Origin of the sequence: Aeromonas sp. HMWF016, assembly GCF_963878195.1 — a bacterium.
GTDB classification, from domain to species: Bacteria; Pseudomonadota; Gammaproteobacteria; order Enterobacterales; family Aeromonadaceae; genus Aeromonas; species Aeromonas lacus.
On record NZ_CAWNWX010000074.1, the window covers coordinates 1 to 21,659 of the forward strand.

A 21,659-nucleotide genomic window follows, 5' to 3' on the forward strand; every position below is an offset into this window, starting at 1 on the left:
ACGCTGCGCGTCACACCGTCAAGCACAACCGCGCCGAGATCGCCTTCTGGAACGACTACGTCAAGGGTCTCAACTACATGACCGATGACAAGGGTACCAAGGGTGGACTGGCCAAAAACGCCAAGTTCGTCATCGCAGGGGATCTCAATGCAGACCCACTCACCGGCGATGGCGATCTGAGAGCCATTCAGGATCTGCTAAACAACCCGCTGATGAATCAGGCCATCGCCAATGGCACCCTGATCCCGGTCAGCGAAGGGGGCCCGGAGTGTGTCAGCAAGGGGACCGGCTGCAAACGCAATCTGAATCGTCCCAACCCGGAGCGGATCACCAACACCAGCGTACTGCAGCTGGATCACGTCATCCCCTCCGCCAACCTCAACGCGGTGAAGAGCGGTGTCTACTGGCCGGCCAGCTTCGAGGCGGGTTACCACCTGGTCTATGATGCGAAACTCGGCATCGCCAAGGGAGTCAGTTCGGATCACCGCATGGTCTGGGTCGATCTCAAACTCGATTGAGCCACCCACTGACTGCCAATTCGGGGGCCTTCTGGCCCCCTTTTTGTGACCGAAATATCGCCATGTCTGCCACTGGCTCAGGCTCCATGCTGAGTAACCTGACAGTTAGCGCCCGCCACTGCGGCAGAGGATGCTGCAAATCGTGCGCTACGCCACCATTCCGATAACCCTGCCTTGCAAGGGGGTATGGGGTTTGCTAATACTCCGCGTCCATTAAATGACCAACCATTACCGGGGCAACGAGCCGTGGCGTTTGAACAATTCACTCTGGTGATCTCGCTGTTCCAGCAGCTCTGCGTCTATCTGGTAATCGCCTGGCTGCTCTCCAAGACGCCGCTGTTCATGCCGCTCACTCAGGTGACCCTGAGCTGGCCCCACAAGATCCTCTGCTATCTCATCTTCTCCGGCTTCTGCGTGATGGGTACCTACTTTGGCCTGAGGGTCGAGGATTCCATCGCCAATACCCGCGCCATCGGCGCCGTGCTGGGGGGTATAGTCGGCGGCCCGGTAGTGGGACTGCTGGTGGGGCTCACCGGCGGCATCCATCGCTACTCGCTGGGGGGCTTTACCGCGCTGGCCTGCACCTTCTCCACCATCGCCGAAGGGCTGCTCGGCGGACTGGTGCACCGCCACTTCGTCGCCCGTCACCGGCTCGATCTGCTGTTCAGCCCCTGGGTGGTGGGGTCGGTGGCGCTGGTCGCCGAGCTGATGCAGATGGGGATCATATTGCTGGTGGCCCGCCCTCTCGATGACGCCATCCACCTTATCGAGAACATCATCGCCCCCATGCTGGTGGCCAATACCCTGGGGGCTGCCATGTTCATGCGGATGATCCTCGATCACCGCGCCATGCTGGAGAAGTACTCGGTCGCCTTCTCTGCCCGCGCCCTCAAGATCGCCGAGCGGGCGATGCGGGTGCTGGACAAGGGGTTCACCCAGCAGGCGTGCCAGCAGATGGCGCGCATCCTCTACGAGGAGACCGGGGTGGGCGCGGTGGCCATCACCGATCGGGAGAAGCTGCTCGCCTTTATCGGCATCGGTGAGGATCACCACCTGCCGGGCACCGCCATCAACTCTCAGCACACCTTCAAGGCGATCCAGCACAACGAGGTGGTCTATGCCGACGGCAACCTCATCCCCTACAGCTGCACCATCCACCCGGGCTGCAGGCTCGGCTCCTCGCTGGTCATTCCGCTGCGGGGGGAAGAGGGCTCCGTGGTGGGCACCATCAAGCTCTACGAGCCCAAGCGCAAGTTCTTCTCCTCCATCAACCGCACGCTGGGAGAGGGGATCGCCCGGCTGCTCTCCGGCCAGATCCTGGCGGGCAAATATAACGAGCAGAAGCGGCTGCTGGCCCAGTCGGAGATCAAGCTGTTGCAGGCGCAGATCAACCCGCACTTCCTGTTCAACGCCCTCAACACCCTGTCAGCGGTGATCCGGCGCGATCCCGAAAGTGCCCGCACTCTGGTGCACAACCTCTCCACCTTCTTTCGCAAGAATCTCAAGCGCCAAGGGGACGAGGTGACCCTGGGCGACGAGCTGGAGCATGTGAACGCCTATCTGCACATCGAACAGGCCCGTTTCGCCGAACACCTGAGCGTGCAGATCCACATTCCCGAGTCGCTGCTGGAGTACCGGCTGCCCACCTTCTCCCTGCAGCCCATCGTCGAGAACGCGGTCAAGCACGGCATCTCCCAGATGTTCGAACCCGGCCTGCTGACCCTGACCGCCCGGGTTGAGGCACAGCAAGTGGTGCTGGAGGTGTGCGACAACGCCGGGCTCTATCAGACGAAACAGGAGGGGCGCGGCCTTGGCATGAACATAGTGGATCGGCGCATCAAGGCCCGTTACGGCGCCGAGTACGGGGTCGCCATCGACTGCGTCCCCCATCAATCAACCCGGGTGAGGATCACCCTTCCCCTGCAGGAGAGCCCATGCTGACCGCCCTGATCGTTGACGATGAACCTCTCGCCCGCGAGGAGCTGCGCCTGCTGCTGGAGCAGGCGGGCAATATCCGCCTGCTGGGAGAGTGCGCCCACGCCATGGAGGCGCTGCCCACCATCCATCGCCTGAAACCCGACCTGCTGTTTCTCGACATCCAGATGCCGCGCATCAACGGGCTGGAGCTGGTGAGCATGCTGGACCCGGACTTGCGCCCCCACATCGTCTTCATCACCGCCTACGACGAGTTTGCCCTACGTGCGTTCGAAGAGAACGCCCTCGACTACCTGCTCAAACCGGTCACGGCAGAGCGGATGAACCGGGCGCTGGAGCGCATCCACCGGCTGCTCTCTCCAAAAGGTGAGCTGGCAGGCCAACCGCTGCCGGACCCGACCCGCATCGCCCAGCCCCTGCGCAGCATTCCCTGCACCGGTCACAACCGTATTCTGCTGCTGCCCCTTGGTGAGGTGGAGTTCATCCACAGCGATCTCACCGGCAACCGGGTGATCAGCGGCCAGCAGCATGGCACCACCGAGCTGACCCTGCGCACTCTGGAAGAGAAGACCGGCTTCGTACGGTGTCACCGCCAGTACCTGCTCAACCCGGGCCAGATCCGCGAAATCCTGCTGCTGGACGGCGGGCTGGCGGAGGTGGTGACTCAGGGCGGCCACAAAGTGCCGGTGAGTCGCCGCTACCTCAAACCTCTCAAGGAGCTGCTCGATATCCCCTGATGGGGCGGGACGCATCACCCCGCACCTGCTCTGCCAGCGGCCACTCACCCGCTTACCACGCCCGTCGGCAAACCCGCCAAACCACTCGGGGCCGCTTTTCTGCCACTCGCGGGCAGAACCCGGCCACTGACCTTTTCTTCGCTCCCCTTTCCCCACCGCATGGGTAGAGTGCAGCCTGAGCCCGGCCAGACTGGCCACAGGAAAAGGAAACTCCCCCATGCAACACGCAATCACTTTTGTCATTGCGGCACTCTGCATCCTCGCCATCGCATATCGCCTCTACGGCGTGTTCTTTGTGCGCAAGGTGCTGCAGGCTGACGACAAACTGGTCACCCCCTCCCACCAGCTGGAAGATGGCAAGAACTACGTGCCGACCAACAAGTGGGTCAACTTCGGTCAACACTTTGCCGCCATCGCCGCCGCCGGCCCGCTGGTCGGCCCGGTACTGGCGGCCCAGTACGGCTACCTGCCGAGCTTTCTCTGGCTGCTGATCGGCTGCGTCATCGGCGGCGCGGTGCACGATACCGTGGTGCTGTTCGCCTCCATGAAACATCAGGGCAAGTCCCTCTCCGAGGTGGCGAAGGCCGAGCTCGGCCCCATCGCTGGCTGGTGTACCGGGCTCGCCATGCTGTTCATCATCACCATCACCATGGCGGGTCTCTCCATGGTGGTGGTACACGCGCTGGAGCGTAACGCCTGGGGCGTGTTCGCGGTGTTCATGACCATCCCCATCTCCATGGTGGTGGGAATTTGGCACAAGCTGACCGGCAACCTGCAAGCCGCCTCTTGGGTGGGCTTCATCGCCGTGCTGGCCTGCGTCTTCTTCGGCCCCTATGTGCAGGAGAGCGCCTTCGGTGCCTGGCTGACCCTGCGTGCCGAGACCATCAGTCTGGCGCTGCCTATCTACGCCTTCTTCGCCACCGCGCTGCCGGTCTGGCTGCTGCTCACCCCGCGCGGCTACATCTCCAGCTTTATGAAGATCGGTGTATTCGGCGCCCTGGTCATCGGCGTTATCTGCATCAACCCGGAGATCCAGTTCCCCGCCATGACCCAGTTTGTCCACGGCGGCGGCCCGGTACTGGGCGGCCCGGTATGGCCCTTCATCTCCATCACCATCGCCTGTGGCGCCATCTCAGGCTTCCACGCCTTTATCGGCTCAGGTACCACCCCGAAACTGGTGGACAAGTGGAACGACATCCTGCCGGTCGCCTTCGGTGCCATGCTGGCCGAATGCGTGGTGGGCGTGATGGCGCTGATCGCCGCCACGGCCCTGCACCCGGCTGACTACTTCGCCATCAACGCCACCCCGGAAGCTTTCGCCAAACTGGGGATGCAGGTGGTGGATCTGCCCTTCCTCTCCCAGGAGATCGGCATGGACCTGAACGGTCGCACCGGCGGCGCCGTCACCCTGGCGGTGGGCATGTCCTACATCTTCACCAAGGTGCCCTGGTTCAGTAACCTCGCCTCCTACTTCTTCCAGTTCGTAGTGATGTTCGAAGCTGTCTTTATCCTGACGGCTGTCGACTCCGGCACCCGGGTCTCCCGCTATCTCATTCAGGACTTCTTCGGCGAGTTCTACCCACCCCTCAAGCGCATCGACTGGATGCCGGGTGCCATCGGCGCCAGCGTGCTCGCCTGTGTGATGTGGGGTTACCTGCTGATGTCCGGTGATATCGGCTCGGTATGGGCGCTGTTCGGGGTATCGAACCAGCTGATGGCCTCGGTGGGCCTCATCATCGGTGCCACCATCATCTTGCGACTGGCCAGCAAGCGCCGTTACATGCTGACCTGCCTGATCCCGCTGGCCTACCTGTTCGTCACCGTCAACTACGCCGCCTACTGGATGATGAGCAACGTCTACTTCAACGCCGCGGCCAAGGGTTACAACCCGATGAATGGCATCATCTCCCTCATCATGCTGGTGCTGGGAATGCTGATCCTTCTCTCTGCCCTGCGCAAATGGAGCGAGCTGTGGAAGCTACGCCAACAGCCCTCCTACAAGGTGGTCGAGGCAACCGCCTCCTGATCATCACCACCATGAACAAGGCCCCGCACAAGCGGGGCCTCTGTTTATGTGGTGATTTTTATGCGGACTCATTGAGGGATGACTCATTAATGAGCCCCCCGATCACAGAACCGTCTATCCGAAAGTGGTAGTATGGCCGCTCCTGTCGCCCTGCTGTCCGACGGCAAACCGGGGTGGCCTCTCCTCCGCTTTCACTTTTTGAGGAACGATTTGATGGAACTGCTTCTGCTTAGCAACGGTAAAGCCAACGAATTTCCGGGTCTGCTCGGCTGGGCCCGGGATCGGGTTCAAAGCCTGCTCGCGCGCAAACAGGTCAAGCGCATTCTGCTCATCCCCTACGCGGTGATCCGCAGTGACTGGGATGCCCGCGCCAACGAGCTGCAGGAGAGTCTGGGAGTCGATGCCATCAGCATCCACCACTTCGATGATCCGGTCGATGCCATCAATCAGGCCGACGCCATCTTTATCAGCGGCGGCAACACCTGGCGCCTCAACCAGATGCTGCACGAAAACGGCCTGATCGTGCCAATCCAGCGTGCCGTGCGCGAGCGGGGCGTCCCCTATGTGGGCTGGAGCGCCGGTTGCAACGTGGCAACCCCGAGCATCCGCACCACCAACGATATGCCGGTCTGCAACGCCGCCGTGCTGCCTGCGCTGGGCCTGTTCCCGCTGCAGATCAACCCGCACTATCTGGACGCCAGCATCAGCGGCCACATGGGCGAAACCCGCGACGAACGTCTGGCCGAGTTCTGCGCCATCAACCCGAGCGAATATGTAGTGGCCCTGCGCGAAGCAAGTCTGCTGCAGGTAAGTGGTGAGCGTCTCGAGTACTGGAGCGCCCGCGATCAGGACTTCAAGATCTTCAAACACGGCCAGGAGCCGCAAGCCTTTATGGACGCAGCCCCGCTGGCCGAGCTGACCCCCTTCAAGGTCGGCTGAGCCACGCAGAGCCCGTGCCACTGGCAAGCGGGTAGCTCACCAAACCGTAAAAACAAAAGAGGGATGGCTCGGCGCCATCCCTCTTTTTATCTTGGTCTTTTTACTCAGCACCGACCTGACTACTCCCCCTGCAGGGTTACCAGCACCTTGCGGGCGCCGCCATCGACGCGATGCTCGCCAAGCCAGATCCCCTGCCAGGTGCCGAGCGCCAACTGACCATCGCGAACTGGCAGCAGCAGGCTCACCCCGAGCAGGGAGGATTTGATGTGGGCGGGCATATCATCCGCCCCCTCATAGGTGTGGCGATAGTAGGGGGCATCTTCCGGCGCCAGCCGGTGCAGATGAGCCTCCATATCGCTGCGCACGCTGGGGTCGCAGTTCTCGTTGAGAGTGAGTGAGGCGGAGGTGTGTTGCAGCAGCAGATGCACCATGCCGACCCGGTAATCCGCCAGCATCGGCAGTTTGGCCACCAGCTCGTCCGTCACCAGATGAAAGCCCCGCGAACGGGGCTTCAGAGTCAGCAGGCACTGCTGCCACATCAGACGTACTCCATAAAGACGCGGGAGGTGAGCTTGGTGATGAGCTCGTAGGGAATGGTACCAATCTCGTCGGCCACCCGCTCCACCGGCAACCCCTCGCCCCACAGCACCGCCTCGTCACCCGCCTTGTCGGTGGCGCCCGGCCCCAGATCGACGGTGCTCATATCCATGGAGACACGCCCCACCAGCGGCACGATGCGACCGTTGATCAGCACGGAAGTGCCGTTGGGCGCCATGCGCGGATAGCCGTCACCGTAGCCGATAGCAATCACCCCGAGCCGGGTATCGCGATCCGCCACCCAGTTGGCACCGTAGCCCACCGGCTCGCCCGCCTTGTGATCCCGTACCGCAATCAGCTGGGTCTTCAAGGTCATCACCGGCTGCAGGTCATAATCGGCCGCCACCGTATTGGGGAACGGAGAGACGCCATAGAGGATAACGCCGGGGCGCACCCAGTCGCAGTGGGAGTCCGGCCAGGCCAGAATGCCCGCCGAGTTGGCCATGGCCCGCTCGCCCAGAAGCGGCTCGGTCAACTTGCTGAACAAGTCGATCTGCTCGCGGGTGGTGGGCTGCTCCAGCTCATCGGAGCGGCTGAAGTGAGTCATGATGTTGAACGGCTGCACCACGTTCTTGCACTTGCCGAGTCGTTCGATAAAGGCGGGCATCTCGTCGGCACGTACCCCGAGGCGGTGCATGCCGGTGTCGAGCTTGAGCCATGCCACCACGGGGGCAGGCAGCTCGGCCTGCTCCAGCGCTTCGAGCTGCTCCCAGGTGTGAACCGCCGTCTGCAGGTTGTTGGCCGCCAGCACCGGCAGATCGTCGGCGGAGAAGAAGCCCTCCAGCAGCACGATGGGCTTGACCACGGCGCAGGAGCGCAGCATCAGCGCCTCTTCGATACGGGCCACCGCGTAGGCATCCGCATCCACCAGGGTGCGGGCGACCGGCAGCAGTCCGTGACCATAGGCGTTGGCCTTGACCACAGCGATGATCTTGCAAGCGGGAGCGTGGCGCTTGACCACGGCGAGGTTGTGGCGCAAGGCCGCAGTGTTGATTTGGGCAGTAGCCGCTTTCATGGTTTTCCCTTACGAGGGCACAAATGGTCTCCCCCTCATCGGGCCGAAGACCGCCACTCACTTATCGTCGTCGAAGGCCGGACCGGCATAATTGTCGAACCGGGAAAACAGGCCCTGAGCGGCAGCCAATGACTGGCTATCGATCAGGGCAGTCGTGGTGATGGCTAATCCCCCATCACCCTGGGTTTACATCAATAATCATCATCAAATGCAGGACCGGCATAGTTGTCGAACTGGGAGAACTGCCCCTGGAAGGTGAGGCGCACCCGGCCGACATTGGCACCGTTACGCTGCTTGTCGGAGACATCTGACATCTTTCAGGGCACTCTCGGCAATCACTATCCGGACGGCCTTATCCATTACTTATCAATAATCATCATCAAACGCCGGGCCAGCATAGTTGTCGAACCGCGAGAACTGACCCTGGAAGGTGAGGCGCACCCGGCCAATGGGGCCGTTACGCTGCTTGCCGATGATGATCTCGGCAATCCCCTTGTCCGGGCTGTCATCGTGATAAACCTCATCACGATAGATAAACATGATCAAATCCGCATCCTGCTCGATGGAGCCCGATTCACGAAGATCCGAGTTGACCGGACGCTTGTCGGCACGCTGTTCCAGGCTTCGGTTCAGCTGGGAGAGTGCCACTACCGGGCACTGCAGCTCTTTCGCCAGCGCCTTGAGGGAGCGGGAGATTTCACCGATCTCCAGGGTACGGTTGTCAGAGAGCGCCGGCACCCGCATCAGTTGCAGGTAGTCCACCATGATCATCGAGAGGCCGCCATGCTCGCGCGCCACCCGGCGGGCACGGGAGCGCACATCGGTCGGGGTGAGGCCGGAGGCGTCATCGATATACATCTTGCCCTTCTCCAACAGCAATCCCATGGTGGAGGAGAGGCGGGCCCAATCCTCGTCGTCGAGCTGACCGGTACGCACCTTGGTCTGGTCGATGCGACCGACCGAGGCGAGCATACGCATGATGATCTGCTCGGAGGGCATCTCCAGCGAGAAGATCAGCACCGGCTTGTCGGCAGTGAGGGCCGCGTGCTCACAGAGGTTCATGGCAAAGGTGGTCTTGCCCATGGAGGGACGGGCGGCGACGATGACCAGATCCGAGCGCTGCAGGCCGGCGGTCATCTTGTCCAGATCGTTGTAACCGCTGGAGACGCCGGTCACCCCGTTGTGGGGGGTCTTGAACAGCTCTTCAATCTTGTCGACGGTCTGCTCGAGGATCAGCTTGAGCGGCTGGGGCCCCTCGTTGGCGCTGGTGCGCTGCTCGGCAATCTTGAATACCTTGCTCTCGGCCAGGTCGAGCAGATCGCCGGAGGTACGGCCCTGTGGCTCGTAGCCCGCTTCGACGATCTCGTTGGCGACCGAGATCATCTCCCGCACCACCGCCCGCTCGCGCACGATTTCGGCGTAAGCGTTGATGTTGGCGGCACTCGGGGTGTTCTTGGCGATCTCAACCAGATAGGCGAAGCCACCTGCCTCTTCCAGCTGTTCGGAGCGCTCCAGCTCCTCCTGCAGGGTGATAAGGTCGATGGGGTTGCCCGCGTTGGAGAGGCGGGTCATGGCCTGGAAGATCAACCGGTGCGGACGGCTGTAGAAATCCTTGTCGATCACCCGCTCGGCGACCCGATCCCAGGCGTCGTTATCCAGCATCAGGCCGCCCAGTACGGACTGTTCGGCCTCAAAAGAGTGGGGGGGAACTTTCAGCTGTTGTGTCTTGGCGTCTTTTTTCGCCGTCACTTGCTCTGCCATACACATAAAAACCGCAGCGGGAAGGGGACGGGAATTTTACAAAAGAAAGCCAACTACGGCGAGCCCTATCTGGCGGCTCATATCATCATAAAGGGCCAGACCAGGGTTTGTTCGTTCTTGCTGCTTCTGGTTTTGCTGCGCATCTTGCGCTCTTTACGGCTCAATCGTCTGCTTTTCATGCTGCACACTCCTGACATCGAGACCCACGCGAGGTGGTAATTCGTTCATGAATAATTCATGCCTGTCATGGTACTTATCGGCACAAGCTGCGACACATTTAGGGACAGGCAGCCTGCCATGCGCCTTGCTGAGCTTGCCTAAGCAGAGCATGCCCCAACTACAGACGAGAGTGAAAGAGTCAAAATGAAAAAGATGCTGACCCTGTTTGCCATGATCCTGGCCATCGGCCTGGGGGCACCGCACGCCGAGGCCAAGAAGTTTGGTGGCGGCAAATCCTTCGGCAAAAGTTACAAGACAGCGCCGGCACAGCCTGCGGCCAAACCGGTCGACAACAAGAACCCGACCCTGGGTGCCCAGACCCCGCCGAAGAAGAGCGGCATGATGGGTGGTCTGCTGGGCGGTCTGCTGGCCGGTGGCCTGTTTGCCTACCTGCTGGGCAGCGGCGCCTTTGAAGGTCTGCAAGGGATGGACTTCCTGCTGATCGCCCTGCTGGCACTGGGTGCCGTCTTCCTGTTCCGGGCCATGCGTCGGGGCAAGATGGGAGCGCCACAACCGCAACAAACGGCCTATGCCGGCTATCAGCCGCCCCAGAGCGCGGCCCCGCAGCAGTTTGAGCAGAGCCACAGCGCCCCGCAAGCGACCGGCTTTGCCGACAGCGATGTGCCGTTCCGCCTGCCGCCGGGCTTTGACATGAACGGCTTCCTGGCCGGTGCCCGCGACCACTACCGCACCCTGCAAGAGGCGTGGAACAAGAACGATCTGGAAAAAGTGCGCGAGTACGTCAGCCCGGAGCTGTTCGAGCAGCTCAAAGCCGAGCGAGCCGAACTGACTGGCGACCAGCATACCGAAGTGATGTATGTGGATACCCAGCTGGTGCGCGCCGACTACGGCAGCGACTGGGCCCAGGTGAGCGTGCGCTTCAGCGGCCGCTACATGGACCGTCAGGAGCAGGTCGAGGAGGACATCAAGGAGGTGTGGCACCTCGAGCGCGATCTGGCCAAGAACAATGCCCCCTGGCATATCGTTGGTATCGAGCAGCTCTAATCGCAGCGCTCATAAAAAACCGCAGAGGCAGCCATCCGGCTGCCTCTTTTTTTGCCTCACGGTCTGGCCGCCCAAGTCGGAGGAAGGCTTGTCAGGGCAGGTAAACGGCTATGGCAAGGTCCCTCTCCTGAAACCGGCTTGGCATAAGTCAAAATGAGGCCATTTCAGCAAAACCTATAAATTAAATTTATAGTGGCAGGATGCGCATCTCCTTGTGCCTTTAGCGCTGCCAGCGGCCCCTCAAGGGGATATGGCCGATCCAGCCAAGAGGTCGCAGAGCGGAAAGCGACGAGTATGGACGGCAGGATAAAGGGAAAGAGCGGCTTATCGCCGGGATGCCAAGCGCCGGGCAGCAACAGCACAAGCGGCTCCAGTCATCGTCACAAGATAAAAAAATCCCCGGGCAAATCCCGGGGATTTTTTTGAATGGAGCCGCCAAATACGGCTCCTGTGATGGCTGTGCAAGGATGCTTAGTTGCACCCTTCAGTTGGAGTAGTGGTGTTCAGATAGCTCACCTCGTTGGCAGGCTGATAGCCAGCAACGTTGATGGTCTTATTGACCTCGATATACTCCTTCAGCACTGCAGCATCGACCAGGCCGGCGTTGATGGTATCGATCTTCGGATAGCCATCGCCACCGGAGGCACTGAAGCTCGGGATAGCGAAGCTGTAAGTAGCTGCCGGGTCAAACGCCTTGCCACCGATGCTGGTGATATTCACGCTCTTGGCCTGGCAATCCACCGCCATATTGATGCCGCCAAACTGGGCATAACCACCGGTGTTGCGGGTTTTGGTTGCAACCTGACCCAGATAGGTCGCCAGCTCGCTCCCCTTCATCACCGCCTTGTTGACCGTGTTGCCAAAGGGGTGCACCAGCAGCACGCTGCGATAGGTTATATCGCCAGCCGGGATGCTGTCACGCACACCGCCGGAGTTGACGATACCAAAGTCAACGCCCAGCTTGCCGGTGGTCGCCGTCGTGATCAGGCGGCCAAGGTTGGTCTGCTTGTTACGCACCGAGTTGCGATCCCCTACCAGCAAGCCATCTGCCGAGCCAATGACGACATTCAGCTCTTGCTGACCCTTCTCCTGATAGGTGAGCAGGGTGTTGTAGAGCTCGGGATCCTTCACGATCTCGTCCTGTACGAACTGCATCTTGGCCGGGTCTTTGGTCACGACACCGTTGGCATCGATCGCCTCGCCTTTGGCATTGCGCTTGATGAGGTTGACCGGGATCAGCTCATAGCTGGTCAGGGTCAGCTTGCCATTCTGGTAGTCAAACTGGGCACGACCCACATATTTGCCCCACTCATGGGCTTGCATGATCCAGGTGCCGTTCTGCTGATCCGGCAGGCAGGAATCACCCGGCTTGAAGTTGGCGTACTTGTTCGCACTGCCCGGCTCCATGCAGACCGGATTCTGGGAGTGACCGCCGATAATGGCATCCAGGGTACCGGCTGGCAGCTTGCGAGCCATCTCCACATCGCCCGGCGCGTTGCTGCCGTGCTGGCCATCGGCATAGTGGCCCATGTGGGTGATGGCGAAGACCAGATTGGCCTCCTTCTTGGCACGGATCTGCTTGCCCAGCTTGGCCGCTTCCGTGGTCGGATCGCGAAACTCCAGGGTTTTCACGTTGTCGGGATCCACCAGCTGGGCGGTATCCTCGGTGGTCAGGCCCAGCACGGCGACCTTGAGACCGTTCTCCAGCTTGAACACCTTGTAGGGGTCGAAGTAGTGCTTGCCGCTCGCCTTGTCATAGATGTTGGCGGAGAGCATGGGGAACCTGGCCCACTTGCGCTGCTTCTCGATCACGCTGAGGGGGTTGTCGAATTCGTGGTTGCCCACCGCCATGGCGTCGTAGCGGATGCTGTTCATCGCCATGAAATCAGGTTCGGCATCCTGCAGATCCGACTCGGGTACCCCGGTATTCACGTCACCGCCAGAGAGCACCAGCACAGTGCTGCCAGCCGCCTTGGCCTCGCTACGCAGCCGCTCGACCAGCGTCTTCTGGGCGGCCATGCCATATTCGTTTTCCGCGTTGTTCCAGAAACGGCCGTGGGTATCGTTGGTGTGCAGAATGGTCAGTTTGCAGACATTTTCGGTGCAGGGTGCAACGCTGTCGTTTTTGGAGATATTGCAACCCGTCAGTGCCGCCAGCACGGCCAGGGCCACGCCGCCTTTGATAACGTTATTATTCATTTCCATATCACCTTGATTGTTTTGTTATTTAGCGACCCCATCCAGCAGGTCGGGCCCAAATATAACAAACAACGAAGAGGAAATTTTCATCAGCGACTCACAAATGTTGTTAATTGTGATCGATGGCCAAACTTACCCTTTGCTACTGATTTTTAAATGCTTTTATTGAGGTGTTACTCATTTGCGGCCATGCCGGGCCAAGCCCCACGAAACGCGGTTTTGTGGCATACTCCCTCCCCCATGCCCGAGGAGTGTGTTGATGGCCAAGTACGACAAGATTTCCCCCGAGACCCAGCAGGAGGCGATGAAAATTGCCCGTGCCAACCAGAAGCCGGGGCAGACCAAGGAGCAGACCCAGCTTATCGCTCAGGGGATCCAGAAAGGGATCGACGAGTATAAAAAGCAGATGAAGGCGCGGGCTCGCGAAGCCAGTCGCCAGAAGAAGCTGCAGACCAAAGCGAAACAGAGCCAGCAAGCGCAGCAAGACGGCGAACAGGATGAAGCCCTTGAGGTCATCGAGGTCACTCGCCACCATCCGCTGCCATGGGCCCTGCTGGCCGCCAGCTGGCTCGGCTTTGTCGCCGTCTGGTTGTGGCTGCACTAAGAGGCCGCAAACCTTTGTCCGGGATCCGCTTCACAGAGCAGGGCCATCAGGCTGGCCAAGCTAATTGATGGCTGATTAAATCCCGCCTCTGTTTGCCCCAGCCCAAGCTGTTGCTAACCCAGCTATTGCCAACCCAGACTGTCTGGTCATCTGTTTTCAGGAAATTCGTTATGAACCCCGCTCCGCTCTACCTGCTGGCCCCCTTTGTGCTCTTTCTGGTGACTATGCTGCTCTATCGCATCTCACCGCTGCGGGCCGTTGCCGTCGGCACAGTGCGTTGGTTTATTCTGCCCGCCTTTACCCTCTTTATTCTGCTGATCATCATCAATGGCGCCGCCGATCCCGCCCTGCGCAATCCCGCCTTCCACTGGCTGATGCCGGGCCTTGGCTTTGCCCTGAGCCTGTTTCCGGGTCTACCCAAGGCACTGGTGCCACGTCTGGCCATCAAGGAGGGGGCCTTTGCCGCCCTCGGCCTGATGCTGATGAGCCTGGCCATGGTCTACTGACCGGCTGGCTAGTGACGTTGACATGACTCAAGGGGCGCTCTGTAACGAGCGCCCCTTGTGCAATCAATAACCTGCAGGCATCTTGGTGCAAGGATCGCCAGCCAGGAGGCCAGATGGAGAATCCGCCCGATTTCATGGCGCTATGGGACTATCAGGATCCCGTCGCCACTGCCCAGCGCTTCGATGCCCTGCTGCCCGCAGCGCGCGCCGACCACGATTTGCAGCTCGAGCTGGAGCTGCTGACCCAGATTGCCCGCACCCACGCCCTGCAACACCAGCCAGAACAAGCCAGACAGACCCTTGATGACGTAGAGAACCGACTCACCGGGGCAACCCCCAGAGCCCGAGTCAGGTTGCATATCGAGCGTGGTCGCCAGTTCCATGCCGCTGGCGATCAGAGTCAGGCCAAAGCGCAGTTTGAGCAGGCCTGGCAGCAAGGGCTCAAGAGCAAGGAGCTCTATCTCGCCATCGACGCGGCCCAGATGGTGGCCATGACGGTGCCGCCGCCAGAGCAGAGCCGCTGGCATCAGCTGGGGATGGAGCTGGCCGAGCGCAGCCCGGATGAGCGGGTGCGCAGCTGGCTACCCGCCATTTACCACAATCTGGGCTGGACCCTGTTCGAGCTGGGGCGATTTGACGAGGCGAAAGCGCTGCAACAGAAGTGCCTGAGCTGGCATGAAGCGCATCAGGAGCAGGGCAAGGCTTTTATCGCCCGCTGGAGTCTGGCCCGCCTGAGCCGGGCCATGGGTCTGCATCAACAGGCGATGGCCGAACTGACCCAGCTCAAGGCCGATATGAGCGAAGCTGGCGCTGCGGAAGATGGCGATCTGTTCGAGGAGCTGGGGGAGAATGCGCTGGCGCTGGATGATCCGGCGGCGGCCGAATACTTTGCCCGCGCCTGGTTTCTGCTCTCGCGCGATAGCTGGAGCAAGAGCCATGAGGCTGAGCGGCTGGCCCGGCTCAAACGCCTCGCCAAACTCTGAACGACTCAAAAGACAAGGGCGGCACTCTGGCCGCCCTTCTCTTTTGGTAAGCTGGTTCAGGCCAGATTGGCCTCTTCCCAACCCTGCTTCTTGCGATAGATGGTGGAGGGGCTGATCTCCAGCAACGCCGCCGCCTTGGGAATATTGCCATCACAGCTGGCGATGGCCTGCTCTATCACCTCTTTTTCTACCAGCCAGAGCGGCCGGATCGGCCCGCCAGCCAAGGGAGTGGCGGCTGTTGCAGCAGGTTGCTGGGCAGCTGCCGCTGTGACAGCCAGAGCCCGCAAGCCATTGAGGGGAGGCGGCAGGATATCCGGGCTGACCAGCTCCTTGTCATTAAGCACGACGATATTGCGCACCACGTTTTGCAACTCGCGCACGTTGCCGGGCCAGGGGTAGTCGAGCAGCACCCGCGCCGCGGCGGCATCGAAGTCGCGAAAGCGCTTGTTCTCCTCCTTCGCATAGTTCTGCAGCAGGCTGCGGGCCAGCAGCAGAATATCCTCGCCCCGCTCCCTGAGCGGCGGCAGATAGAGGGGGATGACGTGAAGCCGGTAGTAGAGATCCTCGCGAAAACGGCCTGCCTTCACCTCCAGCAGCGGATCCCGGTTGGTTGCACAAATAAAGCGCACATCCACGGTCTCCAGTTTGCCACTGCCGACCCGCTGCAGAGTGCCGGTCTGGATAAAGCGCAGCAGCTTGCTCTGCAGGTCGAGATCCATCTCGCAGATCTCGTCGAGAAACAGGGTGCCACCATCCGCCAGACTGGCTGCCCCTTTGCGATCGCCTTGGGCTCCGGTAAAGGAGCCCTTCACATGGCCGAAGATCTCGCTCTCCATCAGATCGTGGGGAATGGCGGCGCAGTTGAGGGCGATAAAGGGCTGCTCGCGGCGCGGGCTGCACTGGTGGATCGCCTCGGCGCACACCTCCTTGCCGGTACCGCTCTCGCCGGTGATAAAGACGGTCGCCTTGCTCGGCGCCGCGCTCTCGATGATGCGATAAACCGCCTGCATCGCCATGGAGGCACCGATAAAACCGAAGAAGGATTGCCGCTCGAAGTTCTCGCGATAGTGGGCAACCAGTGAGCTCAACTGCTGGTGTTTCAAGGCATTGCGGGCTGTGGCGCAGAGCCGCTTGCTGTCAAACGGCTTGGTCAGAAAATCGAAGGCACCGAGACGCATCGCCTCCACCGCCACATCCACCGAGCCATGGGCGGTGATCACTACCACGGCGCAGGGGAGCTGCTGTTCGGTGATCTGTTGCAGGATCTCCATGCCCGACATGTCGGGCAACTCCAGATCAAGCAGCACCACCGGAGGGGGGCTCGTCAGCAACACCTCCAGCGCCTGCTGTCCGCAATCGGCCAGCACCACCTCATAGCCATCCTGGCGCAGGTACTGCTCATAAACTACAGCCAGACTCCGGGTATCTTCCACCAACAGGACACGGGGTGCGTTCTCAGCCACAGGATTGATCCTTGTTAATTGATTTTGTTCTTTATTTTTAGCGCTACCGCTGATATCCACATGCGCAATGCTCTCAGTTTATCCCGCGAAACGAGAGGATGCGCAAGTAAAAACGGCTCCTTAAGGAGCCGTTTTCATCGATACAAAGGAATTACTTCTTGGCGTCTTCTGCAGCCGGCTTCTCGATAGCCAGCAGCTCGACGTCAAACACCAGCACGGCGTTAGCCGGGATGGAGCCAGCACCGTGCTCGCCGTAGGCCAGCTTGGACGGCAGGAAGAACTTGAACTTGGAGCCAACCGGCATCAGCTGTACGCCTTCGGTCCAGCCCGGGATAACCTGGTTGAGCGGGAAGGTCGCCGGCTCACCACGGTCAACGGAGCTGTCGAACTTGGTGCCATCGGTCAGAGTACCGGTGTAGTGAACCTTGACGATGTCGGTCGCCTTCGGCTTGGCGCCAGTGCCCATCTTCTCGACCTGATACTGCAGGCCGGATTCAGTGCTCTTCACGCCCTCTTTCTTGGCGTTGGCGGCCAGGAACTCTTCGCCTTTCTTCAGATTCTCAACGGCATCTTTCTCGGCTTTGGCCTTGGTCAGCTCGTTGATCTTGGCGTCGTACTGCTGCAGTACTTTCTGGATCTCTTCGTCGGTCATCTTGGCTTCTTTGCCCAGACCATCGGTGACCCCTTTCAGGATGACGGCGTTGTCCAGCTTGATACCCAGCTCCTGCTGGCGCTCCAGGGTGTTGGCAATGTAGCGACCCATGGAGAGGCCGATGGCGTAACCGGATTGCTCTTCAAAGCTCTGCGCCTTGGTAGACGCTGCCGGTTTGCTGGCCTCTGCCTTCACCTCGGCGCTATTGGCAGCCGGCTTCTCGTCTTTTTGGCAAGCAGTCAGACCTACGGCAACCGCCGCAGCCAACAGGGACACCTTCAGAAATTTGTTCATCAGTTTCTCCAAACTCCAAATACCGCTCTCGGTTCCATCGTGAAATGAGAGGTTTATCGTGATAAGCGCCTTATACTAACGCCGTGATTGCAGGTAACAAAAGCGTGAGACATCAAAAATGATAAAAAGTGCCATTTATCTGCTAGGGCTCTGCCTCATGCTCACCGGCTGCGAGCAGAGTGCCCGACCAGACCGGCAACTTTCCCTCGCCAGCTCCGGTCTGCTCGCCGCCGATCTGGCCAGTGACAGCAAGCAGGCCATCGTCTCCAGCCTCGGCCAGGGGGTCGTGGTCTGGGATCTGGAGCAGAACCGCCAGCGCTGGCGCTGGAAACAATCCGACTCCCCCGATGACCTAGTCTCCATCGTCCGTTTTGCGCAAGGGGATAGTCACGCCGTGACCGCCACAGCCACCACCTTTGCCATCTGGCAACTCCAGAACGGCCAATCGCAAGGCTACTACTCGCTTCCTGAATCCAGGCTGAGGGACATTGCTCTCTCGGCAGATGGACGCTATGTGCTGATCGGACGTGAAGATGGCAAAGCGGAGTGGGTCGACACCCAAACCGGACGGCGCTTGCAGTTTCTCGGTCACACCGAGCAGATCAATACGGTGGATCTCTCCGCCAACGGCCGTTATGCCCTGACCGGTGGCAACGACTACAGCGCCTATCTGTGGGATACCCGCAGCGGTCAGGTAGTCTGGCGCTTCAACCATGGCGGCCGGGTAGTGATGGCACGGCTGGAGCCGAGCGGTCGCTACGCCTTCACCGCGGACAGCAGCCGGGGCAGCATCTGGGATCTGAAAACCGGCAAAGAGGTGAGCCAGCTGCAATTCGGGCACAGGTTCGAGGTGTACACCAGCGCCCGCTTCGCCAACGACGGCAAGTGGCTCATCACCGGTGCCCCTTCCCGCCAGCTCTCGCTATGGCAGGTGAGCGATGGCGCCCTGTTGCAGAGCTGGCTGGTTTCGCCCCATCCCAAGGTAAAACCGCCCAGTGCAGTGGTCTACGGCGTGGCTTTGCGCGACAATAGCCACCTTGTCAGCGCCAGCTCCAGTGGCCTGGCCGAAATCTGGACCATCAAGTAAGGACCCGCAGGCCCATGAGTCAGCATTTAAACGAACGCATCGAAACCCTGGAAACCCGTCTCGCCTATGCGGAGTACACCATAGAGCTGCTCAACGACGAGGTGACCACCCAGGGACGCGAACTCGACCGGCTCAAGCACCAGATCCAGCTGCTGATCGACAAGCTCAAGAGCGTGCAACCGAGCCAGATCGCCAGCATGGCCGAAGAGACCCCGCCCCCTCACTACTGATGGGTGGTGCCTGTCCGGCAAATGTTGCCCAATAAAAAACCCGCGATAAATCGCGGGTTTTTTATCATCGGCGTGGCCGTGATCAGTGGTGATGGCCCTTGCCACCACAACCGCCACCACCGCAGCAACCGCCATGACCATGGTCGTCGCCGTGGTCATGATCGTGGCTGTGACCAGCACCGCCACAGCAACCGCCGTGAGCGTGCTCTTCGTCGTGGTCGTGACCGTGACCACCGCAGCAACCGCCATGGCCGTGATCGTGGTCATGACCATGGTCGTGACCGCAACCGCCGGCACCGTGAACGTGACCGTGAGCCAGCTCTTCGGCAGTGGCGGCACGCACGTCCTTGATCTCGACCTTGAAGCCCAGCGTCACGCCAGCCAGCGGATGGTTGCCATCTACCTTGACGAACTCTTCGGACACTTCAACCACGGTCACCGGACGATGACCGTCGTCGGTTTCAGCCACGAAAGTATCCCCTTCGGAGACTTCCATACCGTCGAACAGCTCACCCGGCACTTCCTGCACCAGAGACTCGTCGTATTCGCCGTAGGCCTGGCTCGGGGTCAGGGTCACTTCGAAGGCTTCACCTACCGCACGACCTTCCAGCTCGGCTTCGAGGCCGGAAACCAGATAACGGGTGCCGTGCAGATAGACCAGCGGCTCTTTGCCGACAGTGCTGTCGATGACTTCACCGTGCTCGTCGGTGACTGTGTATTCCAGCGTAACCACGCTCAGAGGAGCTACTTTCATGTCAGGATCCTGCGGATAGAAAAAAACGGGCCCAGAATAACCTAAAAAGCGGGCCGCGCATATGCCATGCCCCGTCAGCGGGCGATGAAAAAATCGGCGATGCCACCAGTTTGGGCAACAACTCCCTGCACTCTTTATGGCTATCAGGGACGAAATACGCCGATCACCTCTTCGGCTTCACGGGTTACCCGCTCCACCTCTTCCGGCGTCTGCACCTGGGTATCACCGCAGGCGACGCAGGTCACCTTCTCGACTCCATGCTCCATATACAGCATCATGTTGTCCAACTTGCCGCACGCCGGGCAAACCGCACCGGCAATAAAGCGTTTTTTACGTCTGGTTTCCATATTTGTTACCTCCAGGCAGCATCATATCAGGGTTTTTACATGCATCACGCCATCGAGTATCACCATTTTTCCTGTCACGGCCTGCAGGCTGGCAACCGCAAACGCACGCCGGTCGGACAACTGCTGCGGATCAACCGGGGCGCGGCGCTACTGAGACTTGGCCAGCATGAACTCCTGCTGCCGGCTGGCAGCTGCTTCTGGCTCTGTGCCGATGCGCTGGCCGCCTTCAGCCCGCTCAGCGGTTGTGATTACGATCAGCTGAACGTCTCTTTGCGCGTGACCCAGCCGCAGCAGGCAGGCTGGCTGCAAGCCACGCCCCTGCTCGATGCCCTGCTCGACTCCCTTGCCCTGTGGCAACGGCCGCAAGAGTGGCAAGGGGCCTATGGCCACCGCCTGCAGGTGATCCTCGATGAACTGCAGCAATGCACCATCCAGCCACAGGATAATGAAGCGCTGCAGCAATGCTGGCAGGCTTTGTCCCGCGGCGAAGCACAAGCCCTGACTCAGTGGCAGCGACTTGGCGACGTACCGCTGGCAGGGGAAGAACTGCAACAACAGTGGCAACTGCTGCAGGCGCTCAGACTGCTCAAGGGGGGCTGCAAAGCCGATCAGGTCGCCAACAAACTGGGTTATGGCGATGCAGCCACTCTGCAAGCTGCCTGCCAACGCTGGGGAGTGGTACAAGATAAGGGGGAATAGGGCCGTCCGGGGCCAATGAGCTAAAATCTTGGCTGATTGAGTCCAGCTTTTTGCCAGATGGCCGTTAACAAAGGGGCCATCGCCCCCGCAATCCTTTATGCTAGAGGCCAGAAATGACAGCCACCGTTTCGACCAACAGGACACCTGCCATGACGAGCAAAGCCAATCAATCACAGGGCATGTTGCTGTTTCATCTCTCTGCCAAGCAATCTTTTGCCATCGGCACTCTCAAGGTGAAGGAGATAGTGCCCTATACCCAGCTGACAGCCATGCCCCACTCTCACCCCACCGTGCTGGGGGCGGCCAACATGCGCGGTTCCACCATTCCGGTGATCGACATGGCGATGGCGGTGGGCTATCGCCCCATCAGCAAGGAGGAAATGCCGCACTGCTTTATCATCATCACCGATTGCCGCCGCACTCTGGTCGGTTTTCTGGTGCGCGGCATCGACAAGATCACCGAGTGCAACTGGCGCGATATCGAGCCACCTCCCACTTCGCTGGGTCACAACGTCTTTGTGACCGGGGTAACCCGGGTCAACGATCAGCTGATCCAGTTGCTGGACGTCGAACTCATCCTGTCGCGGGTCTACCCCGATGACCCGAGCCACCTCTATCCGGTGCTGACCGATGTGCAGCGCGAGCGGATCAAGCCGATGCGGATCCTGCTGGTGGATGACTCCTCCGTCGCCCGTCGCCAGCTGATGGCGGCGCTCGACTACATCAATATCCCCTATGAGGTGAGCACCAATGGCAAGGACGCGCTGGCCCTGATGCAGGAGCGGGCAAGCCAGAAAACACCGATCGACATTCTGGTGAGCGATATCGAGATGCCGGGGCTCGATGGCTACGAACTCGCCTTCGAGGTGCAAAGCGACAGCAAGCTGGCCGGCGCCTACATCATTCTGCATACCTCTCTTTCGAGCGAAATCAGCGTCGAACGTGCCCATCAGGTGGGCGCCCACGAGGCGTTGACCAAGTTTGAGGCCAACGAGCTGATCCAGGCCATGCTGCGCGGTGCCGAGCACCACGAAAAACTGCTGGTCTGATCCCCACCGGCGGGCAGCCCTGCTCGCCGGTTTGTCATCA

Annotated in this window: 22 protein-coding genes; 13 read left to right on the forward strand and 9 right to left on the reverse strand. The window is 60.4% G+C overall.

Annotated elements, in window-relative coordinates; all coding sequences use genetic code 11:
* The 5 genes from AACS24_RS10490 to pepE form a co-directional block, all read left to right on the forward strand.
* The coding region (locus AACS24_RS10490; RefSeq protein WP_146181413.1) for an endonuclease/exonuclease/phosphatase family protein at positions 1-518 on the forward strand (518 nt) is incomplete at its 5' end.
* Between the two features lie 246 nt (positions 519-764).
* Positions 765-2,459: a sensor histidine kinase gene (locus AACS24_RS10495; RefSeq protein ID WP_108570627.1), complete on the forward strand. Its 1,695-nt coding sequence runs from the start codon at positions 765-767 to the stop codon at positions 2,457-2,459.
* Complete coding sequence (gene btsR, locus AACS24_RS10500) at positions 2,453-3,190, forward strand: two-component system response regulator BtsR (RefSeq protein ID WP_108570628.1); 738 nt, start codon at positions 2,453-2,455, stop codon at positions 3,188-3,190. The genes AACS24_RS10495 and btsR overlap by 7 nt, the downstream gene beginning before the upstream one ends.
* A gap of 217 nt (positions 3,191-3,407) precedes the next feature.
* Positions 3,408-5,216 carry a carbon starvation CstA family protein gene (locus tag AACS24_RS10505; RefSeq protein ID WP_041210547.1) on the forward strand — a complete coding sequence of 603 codons (1,809 nt, stop codon included), beginning with the start codon at positions 3,408-3,410 and terminating at the stop codon, positions 5,214-5,216.
* 213 nt (positions 5,217-5,429) lie between these two features.
* Positions 5,430-6,155, forward strand: a complete 726-nt coding sequence (pepE, locus tag AACS24_RS10510) for a dipeptidase PepE (RefSeq protein WP_108570629.1) — start codon at positions 5,430-5,432, stop codon at positions 6,153-6,155.
* A 119-nt stretch (positions 6,156-6,274) separates the two neighbouring features.
* Here pepE and AACS24_RS10515 read toward each other — a convergent pair whose 3' ends face one another.
* From AACS24_RS10515 to dnaB, 4 genes are all read right to left on the reverse strand, one after another.
* Complete coding sequence (locus AACS24_RS10515; protein ID WP_108570630.1) at positions 6,275-6,694, reverse strand: secondary thiamine-phosphate synthase enzyme YjbQ; 420 nt, start codon at positions 6,692-6,694, stop codon at positions 6,275-6,277.
* Positions 6,694-7,767: an alanine racemase gene (gene alr, locus AACS24_RS10520; RefSeq protein ID WP_108570631.1), complete on the reverse strand. Its 1,074-nt coding sequence runs from the start codon at positions 7,765-7,767 to the stop codon at positions 6,694-6,696. Before alr ends, AACS24_RS10515 begins: the two co-directional genes overlap by 1 nt.
* Before the next feature lie 191 nt (positions 7,768-7,958).
* The gene (locus AACS24_RS10525) at positions 7,959-8,081 is read right to left on the reverse strand and encodes a hypothetical protein (RefSeq protein ID WP_258222899.1); all 123 of its coding nucleotides are present in this window, start codon (positions 8,079-8,081) and stop codon (positions 7,959-7,961) included.
* A 52-nt stretch (positions 8,082-8,133) separates the two neighbouring features.
* On the reverse strand, positions 8,134-9,528 hold the full coding sequence (dnaB, locus tag AACS24_RS10530) for a replicative DNA helicase (RefSeq protein ID WP_033114622.1): 1,395 nt from the start codon (positions 9,526-9,528) through the stop codon (positions 8,134-8,136).
* A 363-nt stretch (positions 9,529-9,891) separates the two neighbouring features.
* On the opposite strand from dnaB, the gene AACS24_RS10535 reads away from it, so the two are divergent.
* Positions 9,892-10,752, forward strand: a complete 861-nt coding sequence (locus tag AACS24_RS10535) for a Tim44 domain-containing protein (protein WP_041210542.1) — start codon at positions 9,892-9,894, stop codon at positions 10,750-10,752.
* 471 nt (positions 10,753-11,223) lie between these two features.
* Here the strand turns inward: AACS24_RS10535 and ushA are convergent, their stop codons facing one another.
* Positions 11,224-12,951 carry a bifunctional UDP-sugar hydrolase/5'-nucleotidase UshA gene (gene ushA, locus AACS24_RS10540; protein WP_108570632.1) on the reverse strand — a complete coding sequence of 576 codons (1,728 nt, stop codon included), beginning with the start codon at positions 12,949-12,951 and terminating at the stop codon, positions 11,224-11,226.
* A gap of 259 nt (positions 12,952-13,210) precedes the next feature.
* Here ushA and AACS24_RS10545 point away from each other — a divergent pair, with 259 nt between their 5' ends.
* The 3 genes from AACS24_RS10545 to AACS24_RS10555 all read left to right on the forward strand — a co-directional run bounded on the left by AACS24_RS10545 (position 13,211) and on the right by AACS24_RS10555 (position 15,044).
* Positions 13,211-13,555, forward strand: coding sequence for a DUF2956 domain-containing protein (locus AACS24_RS10545; protein ID WP_108570633.1), 345 nt, complete (start codon positions 13,211-13,213; stop codon positions 13,553-13,555).
* Between the two features lie 170 nt (positions 13,556-13,725).
* Positions 13,726-14,061 carry a hypothetical protein gene (locus AACS24_RS10550; protein ID WP_033114617.1) on the forward strand — a complete coding sequence of 112 codons (336 nt, stop codon included), beginning with the start codon at positions 13,726-13,728 and terminating at the stop codon, positions 14,059-14,061.
* A gap of 113 nt (positions 14,062-14,174) precedes the next feature.
* Entirely contained in the window at positions 14,175-15,044 is an 870-nt protein-coding gene (locus AACS24_RS10555; protein ID WP_108570634.1) for a tetratricopeptide repeat protein, read from the forward strand.
* A gap of 56 nt (positions 15,045-15,100) precedes the next feature.
* Here AACS24_RS10555 and AACS24_RS10560 read toward each other — a convergent pair whose 3' ends face one another.
* Both AACS24_RS10560 and fkpA read right to left on the reverse strand, forming a co-directional pair.
* Positions 15,101-16,507, reverse strand: a complete 1,407-nt coding sequence (locus AACS24_RS10560; RefSeq protein WP_108570635.1) for a sigma-54-dependent transcriptional regulator — start codon at positions 16,505-16,507, stop codon at positions 15,101-15,103.
* 151 nt (positions 16,508-16,658) lie between these two features.
* Positions 16,659-17,453 (reverse strand): FKBP-type peptidyl-prolyl cis-trans isomerase, encoded by a 795-nt coding sequence (fkpA, locus tag AACS24_RS10565; protein ID WP_033114614.1) that lies wholly within the window; start codon positions 17,451-17,453, stop codon positions 16,659-16,661.
* Between the two features lie 118 nt (positions 17,454-17,571).
* Between fkpA and AACS24_RS10570 the strand changes: the two genes are divergently transcribed.
* Positions 17,572-18,540, forward strand: coding sequence for a WD40 repeat domain-containing protein (locus AACS24_RS10570; protein ID WP_108570636.1), 969 nt, complete (start codon positions 17,572-17,574; stop codon positions 18,538-18,540).
* A gap of 14 nt (positions 18,541-18,554) precedes the next feature.
* Complete coding sequence (locus AACS24_RS10575) at positions 18,555-18,770, forward strand: SlyX family protein (protein WP_033114612.1); 216 nt, start codon at positions 18,555-18,557, stop codon at positions 18,768-18,770.
* Positions 18,771-18,852: 82 nt separating this feature from the next.
* Here AACS24_RS10575 and slyD read toward each other — a convergent pair whose 3' ends face one another.
* Entirely contained in the window at positions 18,853-19,524 is a 672-nt protein-coding gene (gene slyD / locus AACS24_RS10580; protein WP_108570637.1) for a peptidylprolyl isomerase, read from the reverse strand.
* Between the two features lie 143 nt (positions 19,525-19,667).
* Complete coding sequence (locus tag AACS24_RS10585; protein WP_033114610.1) at positions 19,668-19,871, reverse strand: YheV family putative zinc ribbon protein; 204 nt, start codon at positions 19,869-19,871, stop codon at positions 19,668-19,670.
* Between the two features lie 39 nt (positions 19,872-19,910).
* Here AACS24_RS10585 and AACS24_RS10590 point away from each other — a divergent pair, with 39 nt between their 5' ends.
* On the forward strand, positions 19,911-20,570 hold the full coding sequence (locus AACS24_RS10590; protein ID WP_108570638.1) for a hypothetical protein: 660 nt from the start codon (positions 19,911-19,913) through the stop codon (positions 20,568-20,570).
* A gap of 149 nt (positions 20,571-20,719) precedes the next feature.
* Positions 20,720-21,619, forward strand: a complete 900-nt coding sequence (locus AACS24_RS10595) for a chemotaxis protein (protein WP_108570639.1) — start codon at positions 20,720-20,722, stop codon at positions 21,617-21,619.
* Positions 21,620-21,659: the final 40 nt, after the last annotated feature.